At 56.7% G+C, this 16,665-nt stretch carries 19 protein-coding genes and 1 tRNA gene; 11 read left to right on the top strand and 9 right to left on the bottom strand.

The window, feature by feature from the left end; all coding sequences use genetic code 11:
- The first annotated feature begins 47 nt into the window (after positions 1–47).
- From ACR0CW_RS06305 to ACR0CW_RS06295, 3 genes are all read left to right on the top strand, one after another.
- Positions 48–647: a phosphate-starvation-inducible PsiE family protein gene (locus tag ACR0CW_RS06305; RefSeq protein ID WP_480787180.1), complete on the top strand. Its 600-nt coding sequence runs from the start codon at positions 48–50 to the stop codon at positions 645–647.
- Between the two features lie 237 nt (positions 648–884).
- Positions 885–1,640, top strand: coding sequence for a 3-hydroxyacyl-CoA dehydrogenase (locus ACR0CW_RS06300; protein ID WP_480740337.1), 756 nt, complete (start codon positions 885–887; stop codon positions 1,638–1,640).
- Positions 1,641–1,649: 9 nt separating this feature from the next.
- Positions 1,650–2,195: a sugar O-acetyltransferase gene (locus ACR0CW_RS06295; RefSeq protein WP_480787179.1), complete on the top strand. Its 546-nt coding sequence runs from the start codon at positions 1,650–1,652 to the stop codon at positions 2,193–2,195.
- A gap of 70 nt (positions 2,196–2,265) precedes the next feature.
- On the opposite strand, the gene ACR0CW_RS06290 is transcribed toward ACR0CW_RS06295, so the two are convergent.
- The 3 genes from ACR0CW_RS06290 to ACR0CW_RS06280 all read right to left on the bottom strand — a co-directional run bounded on the left by ACR0CW_RS06290 (position 2,266) and on the right by ACR0CW_RS06280 (position 5,451).
- Positions 2,266–4,077, bottom strand: a complete 1,812-nt coding sequence (locus ACR0CW_RS06290; protein WP_480787178.1) for an ABC-F family ATP-binding cassette domain-containing protein — start codon at positions 4,075–4,077, stop codon at positions 2,266–2,268.
- A 59-nt stretch (positions 4,078–4,136) separates the two neighbouring features.
- Entirely contained in the window at positions 4,137–4,877 is a 741-nt protein-coding gene (locus ACR0CW_RS06285) for a GNAT family N-acetyltransferase (RefSeq protein WP_480787177.1), read from the bottom strand.
- Between the two features lie 97 nt (positions 4,878–4,974).
- Entirely contained in the window at positions 4,975–5,451 is a 477-nt protein-coding gene (locus ACR0CW_RS06280) for an outer membrane protein assembly factor BamE (protein WP_155150825.1), read from the bottom strand.
- Between the two features lie 83 nt (positions 5,452–5,534).
- On the opposite strand from ACR0CW_RS06280, the gene ACR0CW_RS06275 reads away from it, so the two are divergent.
- From ACR0CW_RS06275 to ACR0CW_RS06240, 8 genes are all read left to right on the top strand, one after another.
- Positions 5,535–6,071 (top strand): YceD family protein, encoded by a 537-nt coding sequence (locus ACR0CW_RS06275; protein ID WP_155150828.1) that lies wholly within the window; start codon positions 5,535–5,537, stop codon positions 6,069–6,071.
- 206 nt (positions 6,072–6,277) lie between these two features.
- Entirely contained in the window at positions 6,278–6,484 is a 207-nt protein-coding gene (gene rpmF / locus ACR0CW_RS06270) for a 50S ribosomal protein L32 (RefSeq protein ID WP_008756996.1), read from the top strand.
- Between the two features lie 24 nt (positions 6,485–6,508).
- The gene (plsX, locus tag ACR0CW_RS06265) at positions 6,509–7,597 is read left to right on the top strand and encodes a phosphate acyltransferase PlsX (RefSeq protein ID WP_155150831.1); all 1,089 of its coding nucleotides are present in this window, start codon (positions 6,509–6,511) and stop codon (positions 7,595–7,597) included.
- 21 nt (positions 7,598–7,618) lie between these two features.
- Positions 7,619–8,590 (top strand): beta-ketoacyl-ACP synthase III, encoded by a 972-nt coding sequence (locus tag ACR0CW_RS06260; RefSeq protein ID WP_155150834.1) that lies wholly within the window; start codon positions 7,619–7,621, stop codon positions 8,588–8,590.
- Between the two features lie 97 nt (positions 8,591–8,687).
- Entirely contained in the window at positions 8,688–8,990 is a 303-nt protein-coding gene (ihfA, locus tag ACR0CW_RS06255) for an integration host factor subunit alpha (protein WP_008755922.1), read from the top strand.
- 18 nt (positions 8,991–9,008) lie between these two features.
- Positions 9,009–9,611 carry a MerR family transcriptional regulator gene (locus tag ACR0CW_RS06250; protein WP_480787176.1) on the top strand — a complete coding sequence of 201 codons (603 nt, stop codon included), beginning with the start codon at positions 9,009–9,011 and terminating at the stop codon, positions 9,609–9,611.
- Between the two features lie 61 nt (positions 9,612–9,672).
- Positions 9,673–9,749, top strand: a tRNA-Pro gene (locus ACR0CW_RS06245).
- Between the two features lie 61 nt (positions 9,750–9,810).
- A complete protein-coding gene (locus tag ACR0CW_RS06240; RefSeq protein WP_480787460.1) occupies positions 9,811–10,890 on the top strand; it encodes a 2'-deoxycytidine 5'-triphosphate deaminase in 1,080 nt (359 codons plus the stop codon).
- Here the strand turns inward: ACR0CW_RS06240 and ACR0CW_RS06235 are convergent, their stop codons facing one another.
- From ACR0CW_RS06235 to argS, 6 genes are all read right to left on the bottom strand, one after another.
- Complete coding sequence (locus ACR0CW_RS06235; RefSeq protein ID WP_480787175.1) at positions 10,891–11,133, bottom strand: hypothetical protein; 243 nt, start codon at positions 11,131–11,133, stop codon at positions 10,891–10,893. It abuts the gene before it with no gap.
- Between the two features lie 63 nt (positions 11,134–11,196).
- Positions 11,197–11,856 carry an SMC-Scp complex subunit ScpB gene (gene scpB / locus ACR0CW_RS06230; RefSeq protein WP_170330822.1) on the bottom strand — a complete coding sequence of 220 codons (660 nt, stop codon included), beginning with the start codon at positions 11,854–11,856 and terminating at the stop codon, positions 11,197–11,199.
- Positions 11,849–12,643, bottom strand: a complete 795-nt coding sequence (locus ACR0CW_RS06225; protein ID WP_155150848.1) for a segregation and condensation protein A — start codon at positions 12,641–12,643, stop codon at positions 11,849–11,851. Before ACR0CW_RS06225 ends, scpB begins: the two co-directional genes overlap by 8 nt.
- Positions 12,633–13,640 carry a beta-N-acetylhexosaminidase gene (gene nagZ / locus ACR0CW_RS06220; protein ID WP_480787174.1) on the bottom strand — a complete coding sequence of 336 codons (1,008 nt, stop codon included), beginning with the start codon at positions 13,638–13,640 and terminating at the stop codon, positions 12,633–12,635. The genes ACR0CW_RS06225 and nagZ overlap by 11 nt, the downstream gene beginning before the upstream one ends.
- Positions 13,637–14,752 (bottom strand): SPOR domain-containing protein, encoded by a 1,116-nt coding sequence (locus tag ACR0CW_RS06215; protein ID WP_480787173.1) that lies wholly within the window; start codon positions 14,750–14,752, stop codon positions 13,637–13,639. Before ACR0CW_RS06215 ends, nagZ begins: the two co-directional genes overlap by 4 nt.
- A 39-nt stretch (positions 14,753–14,791) precedes the next feature.
- Positions 14,792–16,537, bottom strand: coding sequence for an arginine--tRNA ligase (argS, locus tag ACR0CW_RS06210; protein ID WP_480787172.1), 1,746 nt, complete (start codon positions 16,535–16,537; stop codon positions 14,792–14,794).
- Positions 16,538–16,665: the final 128 nt, after the last annotated feature.

Below are 16,665 nucleotides of genomic sequence, written 5' to 3'. Positions count from 1 at the left end.
ACTTGTCGAAATAACCCATTGAGAAAGTTGGCAACAACCTCATCGGCATGTTTGGATATCCAACAGATCAGCCTAGAAAAACACATTCGTTTTGTGTGAGACTTCTGTCAAAGCCAAAGTGGGCGATGCATCTGGATGACATCTTTCCTGCTGGCGAGCCAAAAACGGAACTGGAGATTGCAGTGAGTGGTGATGAAAGCAAGCCCATCCCAGCGCATGTGGAACTAGACCCTGATCATGAAGACGCCATCGTTCGATGGTGCAACCGCATGATCCGCCACGGTGTCAGAGCTTTGTCCGTTCTCATGCTCGGCATCATTCTACTAGCCATCATTGATGCCGGTTTCACAACATTTCTGAAGTTGATGGAACCGCCTGTTTATATCCTAGAGGTCAGTGACCTTCTCGCGGTTTTCAGTGCTGTGTTGGTCGTACTCATTGCGATAGAGATTTATACAAATATCACTCTCTATCTGACCGCCGACGTCATCCACATCAAGCTAGTTGTCGCGACAGCCTTAATGGCGGTAGCTCGAAAGATCATCACGCTCGATGACAAAAATTTGGAACCTCAGTACTTTCTTGGTTACGCAGCAATCGGCCTTGCATTGGGCATAACGTATTGGCTTATTGCTAGAAAACCGTAAGTCGAAACTTCAAGTGCCCACAATTCTGGGCACCGTCGTCTTTTACATAGCGACATTGAAACTTCAGTCCCTACGCTCGGCAACTTGCTGTGTGAGCAAGACAATAGTGGATGTTGAAGTCTCACTAAGGGCTGAGAACAGACACTCCATGACTTCCCCCTCACCACATGACTGGACAGCAACAGGCTCTTCCGATTATTTGAACACATGTTCATATTACGGGAAGAGGAGCCCGCCATGCAATTGTCCACCACTGCCGCCATTATCACAGGCGGCGCGTCGGGTTTGGGAGAAGCCACCGCCCGTTACTTTGCCGAAAATGGTGCGCAGGTCACGATCCTGGACCGTGATGCCGAGCGTGGCGCGCAGGTTGCGGCTGAGATTGGTGGGCATTTTGCACAGACGGACGTAACCGACGAAGCGTCCGTTGCTGCAGCCATCGCTCTGGCAGTCGAAAAAATGGGCAAGATTACTGCGGCAGTAAACTGCGCCGGTATCGCCTACGGTATCAAAACCGTTGGCAAGGATGGCCCCCACCCTTTGGATGCCTTCCAGCGCACAATCGACATCAATCTTGTCGGCACGTTCAACGTATCCCGCCTTGCCTCAGCCGAAATGGCCAAGAACGACCCTGAGTCAGACGGTGCGCGCGGTGTGATCATCAACACGGCGTCTATTGCCGCCTTTGACGGCCAAAAGGGTCAGGCCGCTTATGCCGCGTCCAAAGGCGGTGTGGTCGGTATGACCCTGCCCATGTCGCGTGACCTTGCCTCCAGCGGTATCAGGGTGATGACCATTGCGCCGGGTATCTTCATGACCCCGATGCTGGCCGGTCTGCCGGAAGAGGTGCAGCAGCAACTGGCGGCTGATGTGCCCAATCCGCCTCGTCTGGGCGATCCGCGAGAGTACGGGCGCCTGGCAGGGTTCATTGTCGAGATGGGATATCTGAACGGCGAGGTCATCCGCATCGACGGCGCGCTGCGGATGCGCTAGGTCTGCCTCATGAGCGAGCGGCAGAAAATGCAGTCCGGCCAGTGGTACAATTGCATGGACCCCGAACTAGAGGACCTGCGCATGCAGGCCCGGCGCGCGGTCCATGCCCATAACCACACCGCACCGGATTTGCGCGGTCCGCTTGCACCTGAGTTAAAGTCCCTCTTTGCCGAAACTGGTGAAGGCTGTTTCCTCGAAGCCCCGTTTCACTGCGCCTACGGCCTGAACATTCACCTGGGTGAGCGGGTGTATTTCAACGCTGGGTGCACCATTCTTGACACCGCACCTGTTCGTATCGGCAGTGATACTATGTTCGGCCCCGGCGTCCAGATCTACTGTGCCCAACATGCGCAGGATCCGATTGAACGCGCACAAGGTCTTGAGATCGCCCTGCCCGTAACCATCGGTCAAAGTGTCTGGGTCGGCGGAGGCGCAATCATTCTTCCCGGAGTGACGATTGGCGACAACGCCACGATTGGTGCAGGCAGTGTTGTGACCAAAGACATCGCCGACGGCGTCACCGTCGTCGGCAATCCGGCGCGCCCGATCACCTGAACGCTCTCATTTGGCTTGAGCCGAGAATTGTACAAACCGGATAAGGAGGCGTTCGGACCTTGTACAAATCCTAAGATCCTGCCTCAGCCTTTTCTTCCAGCAACAGCCATTCTTCCTCTGCAGCAGACAGTTTTTCCTGCCGCTCGACCAACGCATCTGTGGCCTTCTGGAACTTGACCGGTTCCCGCGAAAACAATTCGGGGTCCGACATCAACTCTTCCAGTTTGGCAATCTCTGCTTCAAGCCTTGCAATCTCGGACGGCAGTTTTTCCAATCGGTGCTTTTCGGAAAAGGACAACCCGGATTTCGGCTTTGCCTCCTGCTTGACCTTAGGCTTGTTGATCTTTGCTTTTTCTTCCTTTTTGGCAGTCACATCGCCACGTTGGGCGATATAGTCTGACCATCCACCTGCATAAACAGTGGCCTGACCGTTTCCTTCCATCGCAACCGTTGTCGTCGCAACCCGGTCCAGGAAATCCCGGTCGTGGCTCACCAGCAGAACTGTCCCGTCAAAGTCGTCCAGCAATTCCTGCAGCAGGTCCAGTGTTTCAACGTCCAGATCGTTTGTCGGTTCGTCCAGCACCAGCAGGTTCGATGATTTTGCCATCAGTTTGGCAAGCAGCAATCGCGCTTTTTCCCCACCAGACAAGGACTTAACAGCCGCTCTTGCCTGCTGATCATCGAACAGGAATTCCTTGAGATACCCCACAACATGCTTGGGCTGACCGCGCACCATCACCTGATCGGCCTTACCTGACACCCGCATTTCGGGGTCTCCGGTCAGGCTATCCCAAAGGCTCATCTCGGGATCCAGTTGAGCGCGGGTCTGATCAAAGACAGCGACTTCAAGATTGGTACCCAATGTCACCGTCCCTTCATCAGGATCGCTCTGGCCCAGCAGCATTTTCAGCAGCGTAGTTTTTCCAACTCCGTTCGGACCGACAAAGGCCACGCGATCACCGCGTTGCACCAACAAATCAAAGTTTCGGACAATCGGCTTGCCATCAAATGACTTGGATAACCCTTTGGCTTCGATGACCTTTCTGCCGGATTTCGGGCCAGATTCCAAAGACATCGCCGCCGAACCCTGCCGCTTGATCTGCGATGCCCGCTCTGCGCGCAAGGCCTGAAGGGCACGAACACGGCCTTGGTTGCGTTTGCGACGGGCGCTGATGCCTTCGACCGCCCAACGCGCTTCGGACTTGATCAGACGATTCAGCTTGTGCCGCTTCTGGTCCTCTTCTTCCCAGATCTTATCGCGCCATGCTTCGAACGACTCAAATCCCTGTTCCTGACGACGCACTTCACCGCGATCGACCCACAAAGTCGCCCGGGTCAATGCCCGCAGAAACGCCCGGTCGTGAGAAATCAGCACAAAGGCCGCACGTGTCGCGCCAAGTTCCCGCTCCAACCACGCAATCGCCTCGATATCCAGATGGTTGGTGGGCTCGTCCAACAGCATCAGGTCAGGTGCTTCGGCCATAAGCTTAGCCAGCGCCGCGCGCCGGCGTTCACCACCAGAGGCGGTCTCAACAGCGCGGGACGGATCAAATTTCAGGCCCTCACCCGCGCGTTCGACCTTATAAAGTTCACCTGGCTCCAACCCGCTTGAAGCGTAGTCACCCAGTGTGGCGAACCCCTCCATCCCCGGGTCCTGCTCCATGTATCCAACGGATTTCCCCGGAGGAATCACGATATCGCCCTGATCCGGCTCGACCAGACCGGCCATCACTTTCATCAGCGTGGACTTGCCTGATCCGTTTCGCCCGACCAGCGCAACACGGTCACCGGGTTGGACCACCAGATCGACATCCGAAAATACCGGATCACCCCCGAAAGTCAGGGAAATGCCGGACATCTGCAACAAAGGAATTCTCGCCATGCCAGCCAGCTAAACCGGCATGATCAGGGCGTCAACGCCCCTACCCGACCTTTTTCGGATTACACCGCCACTGCACGCAGCAACCTTTTGCGTGCCGGGGGAATGGCCCCAATTTCGAGCCCGGTAAACACATGCAGCGTATTCATGTGCCGATCCACGACCGCATGGTCGCTGACCCACCCACCCATCAGCAAGTAGGTACGCAATAAGGGCGGCATACGCAGCATCGCCTTTTTCGCATCGGGTCGGCGACGAAGCCGGGAAGCAAAACGAAATACATCCGGTGCTTTCACGCGAGGCAGCCATCGCTTTGGTGCAAGATGCCGATGTTTGAGCATAGCGAAAGCATCAAGGTACTCCTCGGTCTCGGTCCCGGCAAAGGACGAGCAGCCGAACAGCATTTTTACCCCGTTTCGGTCCACAAAGGTCGTCATCGCGCCCCACGCAACACGCAGGATATCCGGATCGGACCAATCTGGGTGAATGCAGAATCGGCCCATCTCGACCATGCGACCGCTGAATTCCCCTAATGCTGATAAATCATAGTATTGGGATGAGTAGCTTCGACCGATCTCGCTCCCATTTTCCATCGTCAACATGCGAAAACAGCAGACCAGTTGACCACCGCACCGCATATCCTCAATCAGAACATGGGCACAGGTGTTGTCAAAGTCGTCCCGATCGGTCTGCTCGGTGGCAAAGGCCAGCGTTCGCAACGCTTGCGCAGCCGTCACGTCCGGCGCCGACTGCGCCAACCGGGCACGATAGCGCCCTTTGTTCAGCAACACTGCACTGGCCATGGTCGCATCCTCCGCGGTTGCAGACCCTTAGGTCTTCGCCGCCCTCCTATCACAAATTTTGTGACTGTCCCGTGAAGGAACAAGAGCCAGGAGTGAATTAGTTGTTAGCCCCCGGGATGTTTGCCGGATTAAAGTTACCGATGTTGCCCAGCAACTGACGCAGGAAGCCTTTGTCCTGAACGCTGGAATCGGTCACGCGGCGGTCGAGAACGATGACATACCCGTCTTCGAGACCAAATCGCTCAATGTTGCTGACAACACCACGCTGATCAAAGCTCACGGCGACCAGTTCTCTCGAGATGACCTTTGGTCGCTTAGGGCCAAAATGGCGAACCTCAGAAGACACATAGTAGAAGCCAGAATCACGCAATACACCGGCGGCACTTGGCGCGCCAATCGCTTCGAGAACAGTATCCCGGGTATCCACCCCCACCTTCACTTCGGCCAATTCGTGGGGGGTCGGAACGTAGCCGTGATGCTTAATGACAGGAGAGCAGGCCAAGAGCCCGGACAAAACAACGCCGCATGCTAGCGCTTTGGACGCTGGTTTCAGCTTGTTCATTACCTTCGACATCTTCACCCTCTTGCCTTGGCACCTTGCGGCTTTTATCCGATTACAGAAACCGGTGCTACGGTTCAACACAGGAAAGAGTCAGAATGACGAACCAATCATCCCTGCGGGTAGCTGATCTGCCTCAGAACACGCCCACCCCGTTCGAATTGCGCCCCAGTTCGCCTGAATTGGATGCGATCAAGCAGGAACTGGGTCTGTTGGGGCTACGTAAGGTCAGCTTTGTAGGTTCAGTTCAAGCACAGGGAAAGCGCGATTGGGTTCTGACCGCGAAACTGGGTGCTACGGTTATCCAGCCCTGTGTCATCACGCTGGATCCAGTAACGACTCGTATCGATGTACCTGTACGACGGATGTTTCTGGCGGAATGGTCCGAACCCGACGAACCCGAGTTCGAAATGCCAGAGGATGATGAAACCGAAGCACTCGGCCCGGAAATCGACCCGGCGCAGGTCATGATCGAGGCCTTATCGCTGGCCCTGCCCCAGTATCCGCGCAAAGATGGTGCGCATCTGGGTGAGGCAAACTATACCGAACCCGGAAAACAAGCGATTACGGACGAAGATGTTAAACCCTTTGCCGGATTGGCGGGTTTGCGTGATGCCCTGAAAAAAGACGAGTGACACAGGATTGATTTCCTGTCATAGCAGGCGGTCAGAAAAATCGCTTGAACATGTCGAGAATCGCAGTATTTTCGCGCGCTCATCGGAATTTGGGTTGGACAACGTGGGGCATGTACCCTAAACGCGCGTCGAACCACGAGAAAACGAAGTATGAAACCCGGTCGGCGGCGAATCTGCTGACCCTTTAGTAGACAAAGGTTGAGACCATGGCCGTCCAACAGAACAAAGTTTCCAAGTCGCGTCGCAACAACCGCCGCGCACACGACGCTCTGGTTGCTGCAAACCCGAACGAATGCCCGAACTGCGGCGAGCTGAAGCGTCCGCACCACGTTTGCGCATCCTGCGGCCACTATGACGATCGCGAAGTCGTCGCGCAGGCCGATGAAATCGACCTGGACGAAGACGCGGCCTAAGCCTGATTAAACGCAGGTTCTGGCATGACGGCGCAGCCCACGCAAACCGGACGGATCGTTATCTCGGTTGATGCAATGGGCGGGGATTCAGGTCCCGCGGTTGTAGTGGCTGGAATTGCGAAATCGGCAAAGAAGAATCCCGAAATCGGGTTTCTTCTCCATGGCCCCGAAGATGTGCTGCGCAAGCTTGTAGCCAAACGGCGTGTCCTTGAAGGACGCGTCGTTTTTCGTGATTGCCCGGATGTAGTCACGATGGAAGACAAGCCCAGTCAGGTTGTCCGTAACGGCAAACAGACCTCGATGTGGTCCGCTTTGGAGGCGGTCCGTCAGGGTGAAGCGCATGGTGCGGTGTCTTGCGGGAACACCGGCGCACTGATGGCATTGTCGATGATGCGCCTGCGCAGACTGCCGGGTGTCAACCGGCCCGCAATTGCCATTCTGTGGCCATCGCGCAACCCTCAGGGGTTCAACGTGATGCTGGACGTGGGCGCGGATGTACGGGCCGACGCCAAGGATTTGCTGCAATACGCGCTGATGGGCGCGTCTTACGCGCGCAATGGTATGGCACTGAACCGGCCTCGCATCGGCTTGCTGAACGTTGGCACCGAAGAGCACAAGGGCCGCGCCGAGCTGAAAGAAGCGCACTCCATGATCGCCGATTTCGCCGACCGGGCGAATTTCGATTTCGTGGGCTTTGTCGAGGGCAGTGACATCCCCGGCGACAAGGCAGATGTGATTGTAACAGATGGATTTACCGGAAATGTCGCCATCAAGACAGGCGAAGGCACTGCCAGCCTGATCGGCGATCTGCTGCGTGAAGCGTTTAAGTATACCCCCCTTTCACGACTGGCTTCGGTTCTTGCGATTACATCGCTTCAGCGTTTGAAAAAGCGCATTGATCCGCGCCGCGTGAACGGCGGAGTCTTTCTGGGTCTGAATGGTACAGTCATCAAATCACATGGCGGCGCTGATTCGACCGGCGTGTCTGCGGCTGTGAAACTGGCCTTTACGCTGGCCCAATCCGGGTTTTCCGAAAAATTGGCGGCACGGGTTGCATCAACAGCCGAGCTTGCACAAGATGCCGCGCATGCTGCGCCGCAGACGAAAAAATAACAAAGAAGGCAGTAACCCAAAATGGCAGGCCGTTCAGTTGTTGTAGGTGTTGGGCATTATTTGCCAGAGCGCGTCGTTCCAAATACTGAGTTTGAACAAACGCTGGACACATCGGATGAATGGATTCGCACTCGTTCAGGGATCGAGCGCCGGCACTTTGCTGCAGATGACGAAACCACCTCGGATCTTGCGACCAAAGCTGCCGAAGCAGCCTTGAAGGATGCCGGGCTCGAGGCGAGCGATATCGACGCGATCGTATTGGCAACCTCTACCGCAGATCTGACCTTCCCTTCTGCGGCAACCATGGTTCAGGCCCGGTTGGGCATGACAAACGGGTTCGCCTTTGATGTTCAGGCCGTTTGCGCCGGTTTCGTTTTTGCGCTGAGCAACGCCAATGCCTTGATCCTGTCCGGACAGGCCAAGCGCGTTCTGGTCATCGGAGCAGAGACCTTTTCACGAATCATGGATTGGAGCGACCGCTCGACCTGTGTGCTGTTCGGCGATGGCGCGGGTGCGTTGGTGCTGGAGGCACAGGACGGCAACGGATCATCGGATGATCGCGGAATTCTGTCCACAGATCTGAACTCGGATGGGCGCTACAAAGATCTGCTTTATGTAGATGGTGGCGTGTCGACGCAATCGACCGGTCATCTGCGGATGCAGGGCAATCAGGTTTTCCGGCATGCCGTTGAAAAACTTGCAAAAACTGCCGAGACCGCGTTGGGTCGTGCCGGGCTGACCAGTGGCGACGTTGACTGGATCGTTCCACATCAGGCCAATATCCGCATTATCCAGGGCACAGCCAAGAAAATGGGTCTGCCGATGGAGAATGTCGTGGTCACTGTTCAGGATCACGGCAACACATCTGCTGCATCGATTCCCCTCGCCCTCTCGGTGGGCAAGGAACGCGGGCAGATCAAGCCTGGTGATCTGATCGTGACCGAAGCGATTGGCGGCGGTTTGGCCTGGGGTGCGGTTGTTCTGCGCTGGTAACTGGCACAAACCGGCTTACATAGCCGCCTGCAATTCATTGATATTGACAGCGAATTTCCCCTAACCATATGCTTTAATATAAACAGGGGAAAATAGCATGGGCGATAAAACACTGACTCGCATGGATCTGAGCGAGGCCGTCTTTCGTGAAGTTGGCCTTTCACGCAACGAAAGCGCGCAACTGGTCGAAAGCGTTCTGAACCACATGTCCGACGCCTTGGTGCGTGGCGAGCAAGTCAAGATTTCGTCTTTCGGCACGTTCAGTGTCCGGGACAAAACCGCCCGGATCGGCCGCAACCCCAAAACCGGTGAAGAGGTTCCAATTCAGCCGCGCCGCGTGCTGACCTTCCGTCCTTCGCATCTGATGAAGGATCGTGTTGCTGCCGGGAATCGTAAGTAAATCTGAGGTCGCGCAGGTATGAGCAAGTCTCCCGACGCATTTCGCACAATCAGTGAAGTTGCGGATTGGCTCGGTGTTCAGGCACATGTCCTGCGTTTCTGGGAAAGCCGGTTTAGTCAGGTAAAACCAGTCAAACGTGCAGGCGGGCGCCGTTACTATCGCCCGAATGACATGCGGCTGCTTGGCGGCATCAAAAAACTGCTGCACGAGGATGGGATTACGATAAAGGGTGTTCAGCGTATTCTGCGCGAGCAAGGCGTCAGCTATGTGTCATCGCTGTCGCAGAGCCTTGATGAAAACTCGGCACCTGCACCTGCAGATGAGACCGTCGTCCCCTTTGCCCCCAAGCCTACACCTCCAAACGCGCAAATCGACATGGACTTGCAGGTAGGGTCTGACCAAAAGGTCAATGGTGCTGGCTCAAAAGGTGAAGCTGACGAGAAACCTACTGAGGCACCGTCAGAACTGGGTGAGGTCAGCACAGCACCTTTGTTTGGTGGTATCGCTTCACAAGCATGGCAGACAACGGATTTCGACGATGAGGTTTTGCGCAAGATAGAACCGATTGCCAAGGACTTGCGAGCTTGGCTAAATCGGGTCGAAAATCGATCGGCAGGATAAACAAAAAGGCGATGATTTCCTCTTGCCCCTGCCGGGAAAGTCTTTATGAACACCTCAACGTCGGGCTATGGCGCAGCCTGGTAGCGCGTCCGTCTGGGGGACGGAAGGTCGCAGGTTCGAGTCCTGCTAGCCCGACCAAATCACACCGACGTTTATGGCACAAAGGCCAGATCCCGCTCTGGCACAAGGGGGGATCGAGATGACAGGTGTTTGCCCAAACCAGCAAATCGAGGCGATGATTACGCGCGGTGAACTCACCGCCAGTCCCGATATTCTGCCTGCACAGATTCAACCCGCGAGCCTTGATTTACGTTTACGGACAGTAGCTTACCGCGTTCGAGCGTCTTTCCTTGCCGGTGAGGGAAAAACGGTTTCCGATCGTCTGTCCGAGTTTGAAATGCACCGGATAGATATCAGCGAGGGCGCTGTTCTTGAAAAGGGCTGCGTCTATCTGGTGCCGCTCATGGAATCTTTGGCACTGCCAGCGGACACCAGCGCGGTTGCCAATGCCAAAAGCTCAACCGGACGTCTTGATCTTTTGACCCGCACGATCACCGATGGCGGCACCGAGTTTGACCGGGTTCCGGCTGGCTACTCCGGCCCGCTTTATGCCGAGATTTGCCCCCGCTCCTTCTCGGTTCTGGTGCGCCCCGGAATGCGTTTGAACCAGATCCGTTTTCGGAAGGGACAAGCGGTTCTGACTGATGCTGAACTGACAATTCTGCACGCAGAATCGCCACTGGTAGATGGACCTGCCGTGATTCAGGATGGTCTGGGTTTCTCAGTCGATCTGAAACTGCCCGAAACAGATTTGGTCGGCTATCGCGCCAAACCACATACCGGTGTGATCGATCTGGACCGCATCGGTGGCTACGACCCGCAGGACTATTGGGAAGAGGTGCGGACGCGTGATGGCCGGATCATTCTGGATCCGGGCGCGTTCTACATCCTGGTAAGCCGCGAAGCCGTGCATATACCCCCGATGTATGCGGCCGAAATGGCACCCTACCTCGCAATGGTGGGCGAATTCCGTGTGCATTATGCGGGGTTCTTTGACCCCGGCTTCGGTCATGCTGCTGCAGGCGGGGCTGGTTCTCGGGGCGTGCTTGAAGTTCGCTGCCACGAAGCACCATTTGTGCTGGAGCACGGTCAAGTCGTCGGACGATTGGTTTATGAACGCATGGCCGAGATGCCAACCCAGCTATACGGGGCAGGAATTGCCTCGAACTATCAGGGACAGGGCCTGAAACTATCCAAGCACTTCAAAGCGGTCAGCTAATCAGAATTTCATGAACCGGCGCATTTGGCGTGTCATTCGCTGCGCCTGCTTCAAGGTTTGCCTCTGCTGTTTAGCGCTTTGCTGCATTCTGCGCGCTGTTTCTGGATCGTGTGGCGGAGCGGATTTCTCACCCGGTTTGCGCGACATTCGATCGGCCAGATCAATTCCCTCGTCCACACCACGGCTGACAAGGCGGCGCATTACCTGCCGTACAATCATATCTATGATCCGGTTCGCGTTCATGGCTTCCTCCGCTTTCTGCGTAAGAACATATGCTCTTGTGGCGACGACAAAAGAGCGAGTTGATCACTCTTCCTCGAAGAGTTCCGTCTGATCCTCTTCGCTCTCATCATCATCACGCCCTTCACCCAGCGGCATGGCACCCGGAGGCGGTCGATTTTCCAGCAAACCAGCGGCACGCAGTTCCTTGAGACCCGGCAAGTCGCGTGCATTCTCCAAACCAAAATGATCCAGAAACTCGGGTGTTACCACGAAGGTGACAGGACGACCCGGTGTCATACGCCGTCGGCCCAGCCTGATCCATTCCATCTCAAGCAATTGATCGATAGTCCCGCGCGAAACCGACACGCCCCGGATTTCTTCGATCTCGGCCCGCGTGCAAGGTTGGTGATAGGCAACGATGGCCAGAGTTTCGATGGCCGCGCGGCTCAGCTTGCGGGTCTCGACAGTTTCCTTCTGCATGAGGAACCCCAGATCGGGTGCGGTACGGATGGCCCAGGCCTCACCTACTTTCACAACCCGAACACCCCGCCCTTCATATCGTTTCTGAAGCACTTCGATCGCTTGAGCCGCATTGCTGCCATGGGGCATGCGTGCCTCAAGATCTGCAACGGTCACCGGTTCCGGGCTCGCGAACAGAACAGCCTCGACCATACGTTCCTGCTCGGCCAATGGGGGCGCTTCGAACAGGGTGCCTGTGCCATCATCTTTAGGAGCGTCAGTCACGTTTATCGGTCCTCTTACGCAAATGGATGGGGGCAAAGGTGTCGCTTTGCTTGATCTCCATATGTCCTTCTTTAACCAGTTCCAGCGAAGCCGCAAATGTCGCTGCCGTGGCCGACCGCCTGCGCACTGGATCAGCGTCCCATCCGTCTGGAAGATAGGTTTCCATATCGGTCCATGTTCCGGCAAACCCAATCAGCGGACGCATACGCTCCAGTGCCTGCTCCATTGTAAAGACCGCGTCACGATCCATGACAAAGGGCCGAAACTCGTCACGCGTGCGGATACGCGCATAACCCTGCATCAGGTCCAGCAAGGTTGCCGAGTATGTCACGGTACGGATGCGAGTGATATCTTCGCCCTGCCCGCGTTTGAAGAAATCGCGCCCAAGCTGGTCGCGCGCCATCAAACGCGCGGCGGCATCCCGCATGGCTTGCAACCGTTCCAGCTGAAAGGCCAGGTGTGCAGCCAGTTCCTCGCCGGTCGGCCCCTCTTCGTCAGGGTCGGGTGGCAGTAGAAGGCGGGATTTCAGAAAGGCCAGCCATGCGGCCATGACTAGATAGTCTGCCGCAAGTTCGATCCGTAGCGCACGCGCCTTTTCAACAAAGGCGAGATATTGCTGCGCCAAAGCCAGAACTGAGATTTTCCGAAGATCAACCTTTTGCGTCCGCGACAGGGTCAGCAGAACGTCAAGCGGGCCTTCGAACCCGTCCACATCAACGATAAGAGCCTCGGCCGCGAGGCGATCAGCAACCGAGATTGGGTCTTCGCTGAAAAGGTTATCCGTCATACACCTGCCCGTTCATCAAACGGGATAGTTCCGCCTCAGCAGCCTCGATGTCAAGTTCTGCCGGGGTTTTACGCATCGCAAGCGCATGTTCCGCCCGACGTTGAGCATCGTCTGACATTTCACCGACCGCTTCCAGCACTTCAGCACGGTCTGCAAATGAGCCATTGCAATGCAGGGTAATGTCACAGCCTGCCTGAAGTGCCTTAAGCGACAACTCAGCCGCAGATCCGCTTAGCGCTTTCATTGAGATATCGTCAGTCATGATCAGCCCGTCAAAGCCAATATTCTGACGGATGACCTCAATCATCTTTGCCGAGATCGTAGCAGGCTGCGCGTCGATCTTCTCAAAAACCAGATGCGCGGTCATTCCCATGGGCAAATCGTTCAGCGCACGGAATGGGGCAAAATCACTCTGCTCCAGTTCTTCCAGCGACAGATCGACACGGGGAAGGTCAAAATGAGTGTCCAGTGTGGAACGACCATGTCCTGGCATATGCTTCATAACGGGCAGAACGCCACCATCCAGATGACCCTGCGCTACTGCACGCCCAATCCGTGCAACGTGGTTGGCATCATGCCCGTAGCAACGGTTCTTCAGAAAGGCATGCGTTCCTTCCCGGGCTATGTCGAGCATTGGCGCACAATTGCTGTCGATGCCATACGAGCGGAGCTCATGTGCAATGAGACGGTAACGCAGGTACATGGCCCGCTCTGCTGCCTCACCCGCCCGTTCGGCGTGATCAAGCGGCGGCAACCATTCACGAGCCAGAGGTGCGCGCAGTCGCTGGACGCGCCCACCCTCCTGATCAACCGTAATCGGGCAATCCCGGCCCACAGCTTCGCGAAAGTCATCACACAGGGCGCGGACCTGATCGGCTGTGTCTATGTTTCTGGCAAACAAAATGAACCCAAACGGGTTCATTTTACGAAACAGTGCTTTTTCTTCGGGTGTCAGACGCAAACCTTCGGCGTCGGTGATTGCGGCTCCGAACCTCACCGGACAGCGACCGGGATACAGTCTGCGCCTTGCGCAACCAGTGCAGCGCAGAATTGACGCGAGTCGCTCAGGTCCTCAAAACCCAATACCCGCAGACGATAGAAAGTGCGTCCGCCACTTGAGGTTTTTTGGATAACACGCTGTTTTCCATCCATATACTCTGAAAAACGCCCATTCACCCGATCCCATTCGGCCTGCGCAACTTCGACACTTTCATAAGCGCCCAACTGCGCCAGGCGTGTTCCTTTGCTCAGCGAATCCGGGCTAACGTCCAATCCGACCGCAGCTTTGACAGCAGCGTTGATGGCATCCTCGGTATTGCTGTCTGCGCTAATCCCGCTGGGCGTCGCCCGCGCAGGACGCGTGGGTGGACGCAGAGAGCGGCGCACACCCGGCAGCGCGGCAATGGCGGGGTCAGGCAATTGTGCCGCAAGATCTGCGGGATCGATCGCTGGCTCTTCTTCAGGTGTGGACAGCGATGCGAGCTGGATCCCCGGTTCCTGAGACTGCGAGGGGTTGGCAGCCTCGCCTGCCAATTCCGCAACCAGCGCATCAACCGCGCCCTGACGCAACTCGGCGGCTTCCTGATTAGTAATTTCTTCCTCGACCACATGCACCGCTGGTGTCGGCTGCAGAGTGCCCATAGGCGCATCTTCGTCAGTCAAAGACACCGGACGAGGTGCAAGGATCAGGCGATCAGCCGGGGGTGCTGCCGAGCCTTCGGCGGCAACTGTGTTGACGGCAAGCCCTTGGTGATCTGCTGGGGTGCCGCCAGGATTTTCAGGTTGAATACGCATCGGGCCTTCGGCTGCGCGCACGACAGGCACTCCGCTGACATCGCGCATGACAAGCTTGTAACCCCAGACACCAACGCCTGCGACCAGTGCCAGAGAGGCGACCGCACCAAGGATATTGACCATGCGGCCCAGCCCGCCTGCGCCACGCGGAGCTTCGTCATAACCCTGCATTTCGTCGGAATAGTCATACGCATCCTCAGGATGCGGCTGATTCGTGTAATGCATGTGCTCGGGGTCTGTTTGCCCCGAGTAATCGTAACTAGCCATTTCCGCCTCACCGCCCGATTGCGCCTGAAAATATGGCGCGCGGGTCATTTCTTGTCTGCCTCGATCCGGCGGTTCGGGCGGTATTGGTTACCGCATCTCCTGCGCCGGAGTGACGCCAAGAATACCCAAGCCCGCTGAAATCACAACAGAAACGGCCCGGGCCAATGCGATTTTTGATTGGCTTGTGGCAACATCGCCATCCTGGATGAAACGCAGAGAAAGCTCTTCATTGCCCTTATTCCAGAGCGCGTGGAAGTCACCAGCCAGCTCATACAAGTAGAAAGCGACCCGATGCGGTTCATTGGTACGGGCGGCGATCTCAACCAAGCGGGGCCATTCCGCCAGCTTTTTGGCAACCGTCAGTTCCGAGGCATGGTCGATCTTACCTAGATCAGCGCCTTTCAAGGTCGCATCGTCTGCGGCAATCTCGGCCTCAGCAGCGCGGCGCAGCACGCTCATGACACGGGCATGGGCGTATTGCACGTAGAACACCGGGTTCTCGCGGCTTTGCTCCAGAACCTTGTCGAAATCAAAGTCCAACGGCGCGTCGTTCTTGCGGGTCAGCATCACGAAACGCGTGACATCCGGCCCAACCTGATCGACCACATCGCGCAGGGTGACAAAGTTCCCTGCCCGCTTGGACATCTTGAACGGCTCGCCGTTCTTCCACAGCTTCACCAACTGCGTCAGCTTGATATCCAGCGGCACCTTGCCATCGGACAGCGCCGACACGGCCGCCTTCATCCGTTTGACATAGCCGCCATGATCCGCGCCGAACACGTCGATTAGCGCATCAAAGCCACGGCTCACCTTGTCATAGTGATAGGCGATATCCGGGGCGAAATAGGTCCAGCTACCGTCTGACTTCTTGACCGGACGGTCGACGTCATCGCCATGCTCGGTGGACTTGAACAGGGTCTGCTCGCGCGGCTCCCAATCCTCGGGCTTTTTGCCCTTCGGTGGTTCCAGCACGCCTTCGTAGATCAGGCCCTTGTCCGTCAGCGACTGCAGCGCAGCTTCGATCTTGCCGGTGCCGTAGAGCGATTTCTCCGAGAAGAACACGTCCATCTCTACTCCCAGCGCTTTCAAGTCAGCCCGGATCAGGTCCATCATAGCGTCGGTCGAGAACTCGCGCAGATTTTCAAGCCATTCGCTTTCCGGCTTGTCGATCAGGCTGTCGCCATACTTCTCTTTCAGCGCCTCACCGATCGGGATCAGATAGTCACCCGGGTATAGCCCCTCAGCGATCTCTGGGCTCAGGCCATTTGCCTCCCGGTACCGCTCGTATGCCGACCGCGCCAGCACATCCACCTGCGCACCACCGTCGTTGATGTAATACTCACGGGTCACCTCGTGGCCGGAATATGCGAGCAGGCTCGCCAGAGCGTCACCGAATACAGCACCCCGCGTATGACCAACATGCAGCGGACCGGTGGGGTTCGCGGACACGTATTCCACGTTCACCTTCTGGCCATGCCCCATGGTCGAACGGCCATAGTCGGTGCCCTGCTCCAACACAGCCGACAGAACACCCTGCCACACCGACGACGCAAGGCGCAGGTTCAGGAAGCCCGGCCCGGCCACTTCGGCGCTGGTGATCCGGTCATCCGCCGCCAGTTTTTCGGCAAGCGCGTCGGCGATATCACGCGGCTTCATCTTGGCTGGTTTCGCCAACACCATCGCAGCGTTTGTCGCCATGTCGCCATGCGCGGCATCGCGCGGCGGTTCAACGGCCACGTTGTCAAAGCTCAACCCCTCGGGCAGAGCGCCTTCGGACTGCATCTGTGCCAGCGCGTCCAGTACGAGGCCGCGGATCTCGGAAAACAGGTTCATTTCGGATGTCCTTTTGCTTGCCGGGCGGTTTACCACGCAGCACGGTAAGGTCAATGGAAGCGATCAGTTTGGACTTGGTTTACCGACAAAGCCCGCTACTGTCAGCGTAAATTCAGGAAACGGAGACC

The sequence above is a fragment of the Ruegeria sp. CH6 genome (assembly GCF_056537005.1).
The sequence above is the reverse complement of the archived record's forward strand: the minus strand, read 5'-3'. Positions and strand labels throughout refer to the sequence as shown.

Bases quoted from the DNA above. Each gene is read 5' to 3' on its own strand.
- ACR0CW_RS06305 (WP_480787180.1), top strand. From the start codon at position 48: ATGTTTGGATATCCAACAGATCAGCCTAGAAAAACACATTCGTTTTGT.
- ACR0CW_RS06300 (WP_480740337.1), top strand. From the start codon at position 885: ATGCAATTGTCCACCACTGCCGCCATTATCACAGGCGGCGCGTCGGGT.
- ACR0CW_RS06295 (WP_480787179.1), top strand. From the start codon at position 1,650: ATGAGCGAGCGGCAGAAAATGCAGTCCGGCCAGTGGTACAATTGCATG.
- ACR0CW_RS06290 (WP_480787178.1), bottom strand. From the start codon at position 4,077: ATGGCGAGAATTCCTTTGTTGCAGATGTCCGGCATTTCCCTGACTTTC.
- ACR0CW_RS06285 (WP_480787177.1), bottom strand. From the start codon at position 4,877: ATGGCCAGTGCAGTGTTGCTGAACAAAGGGCGCTATCGTGCCCGGTTG.
- ACR0CW_RS06280 (WP_155150825.1), bottom strand. From the start codon at position 5,451: ATGTCGAAGGTAATGAACAAGCTGAAACCAGCGTCCAAAGCGCTAGCA.
- ACR0CW_RS06275 (WP_155150828.1), top strand. From the start codon at position 5,535: ATGACGAACCAATCATCCCTGCGGGTAGCTGATCTGCCTCAGAACACG.
- rpmF (WP_008756996.1), top strand. From the start codon at position 6,278: ATGGCCGTCCAACAGAACAAAGTTTCCAAGTCGCGTCGCAACAACCGC.
- plsX (WP_155150831.1), top strand. From the start codon at position 6,509: ATGACGGCGCAGCCCACGCAAACCGGACGGATCGTTATCTCGGTTGAT.
- ACR0CW_RS06260 (WP_155150834.1), top strand. From the start codon at position 7,619: ATGGCAGGCCGTTCAGTTGTTGTAGGTGTTGGGCATTATTTGCCAGAG.
- ihfA (WP_008755922.1), top strand. From the start codon at position 8,688: ATGGGCGATAAAACACTGACTCGCATGGATCTGAGCGAGGCCGTCTTT.
- ACR0CW_RS06250 (WP_480787176.1), top strand. From the start codon at position 9,009: ATGAGCAAGTCTCCCGACGCATTTCGCACAATCAGTGAAGTTGCGGAT.
- ACR0CW_RS06240 (WP_480787460.1), top strand. From the start codon at position 9,811: ATGACAGGTGTTTGCCCAAACCAGCAAATCGAGGCGATGATTACGCGC.
- ACR0CW_RS06235 (WP_480787175.1), bottom strand. From the start codon at position 11,133: ATGAACGCGAACCGGATCATAGATATGATTGTACGGCAGGTAATGCGC.
- ACR0CW_RS06225 (WP_155150848.1), bottom strand. From the start codon at position 12,643: ATGACGGATAACCTTTTCAGCGAAGACCCAATCTCGGTTGCTGATCGC.
- ACR0CW_RS06215 (WP_480787173.1), bottom strand. From the start codon at position 14,752: ATGACCCGCGCGCCATATTTTCAGGCGCAATCGGGCGGTGAGGCGGAA.
- argS (WP_480787172.1), bottom strand. From the start codon at position 16,537: ATGAACCTGTTTTCCGAGATCCGCGGCCTCGTACTGGACGCGCTGGCA.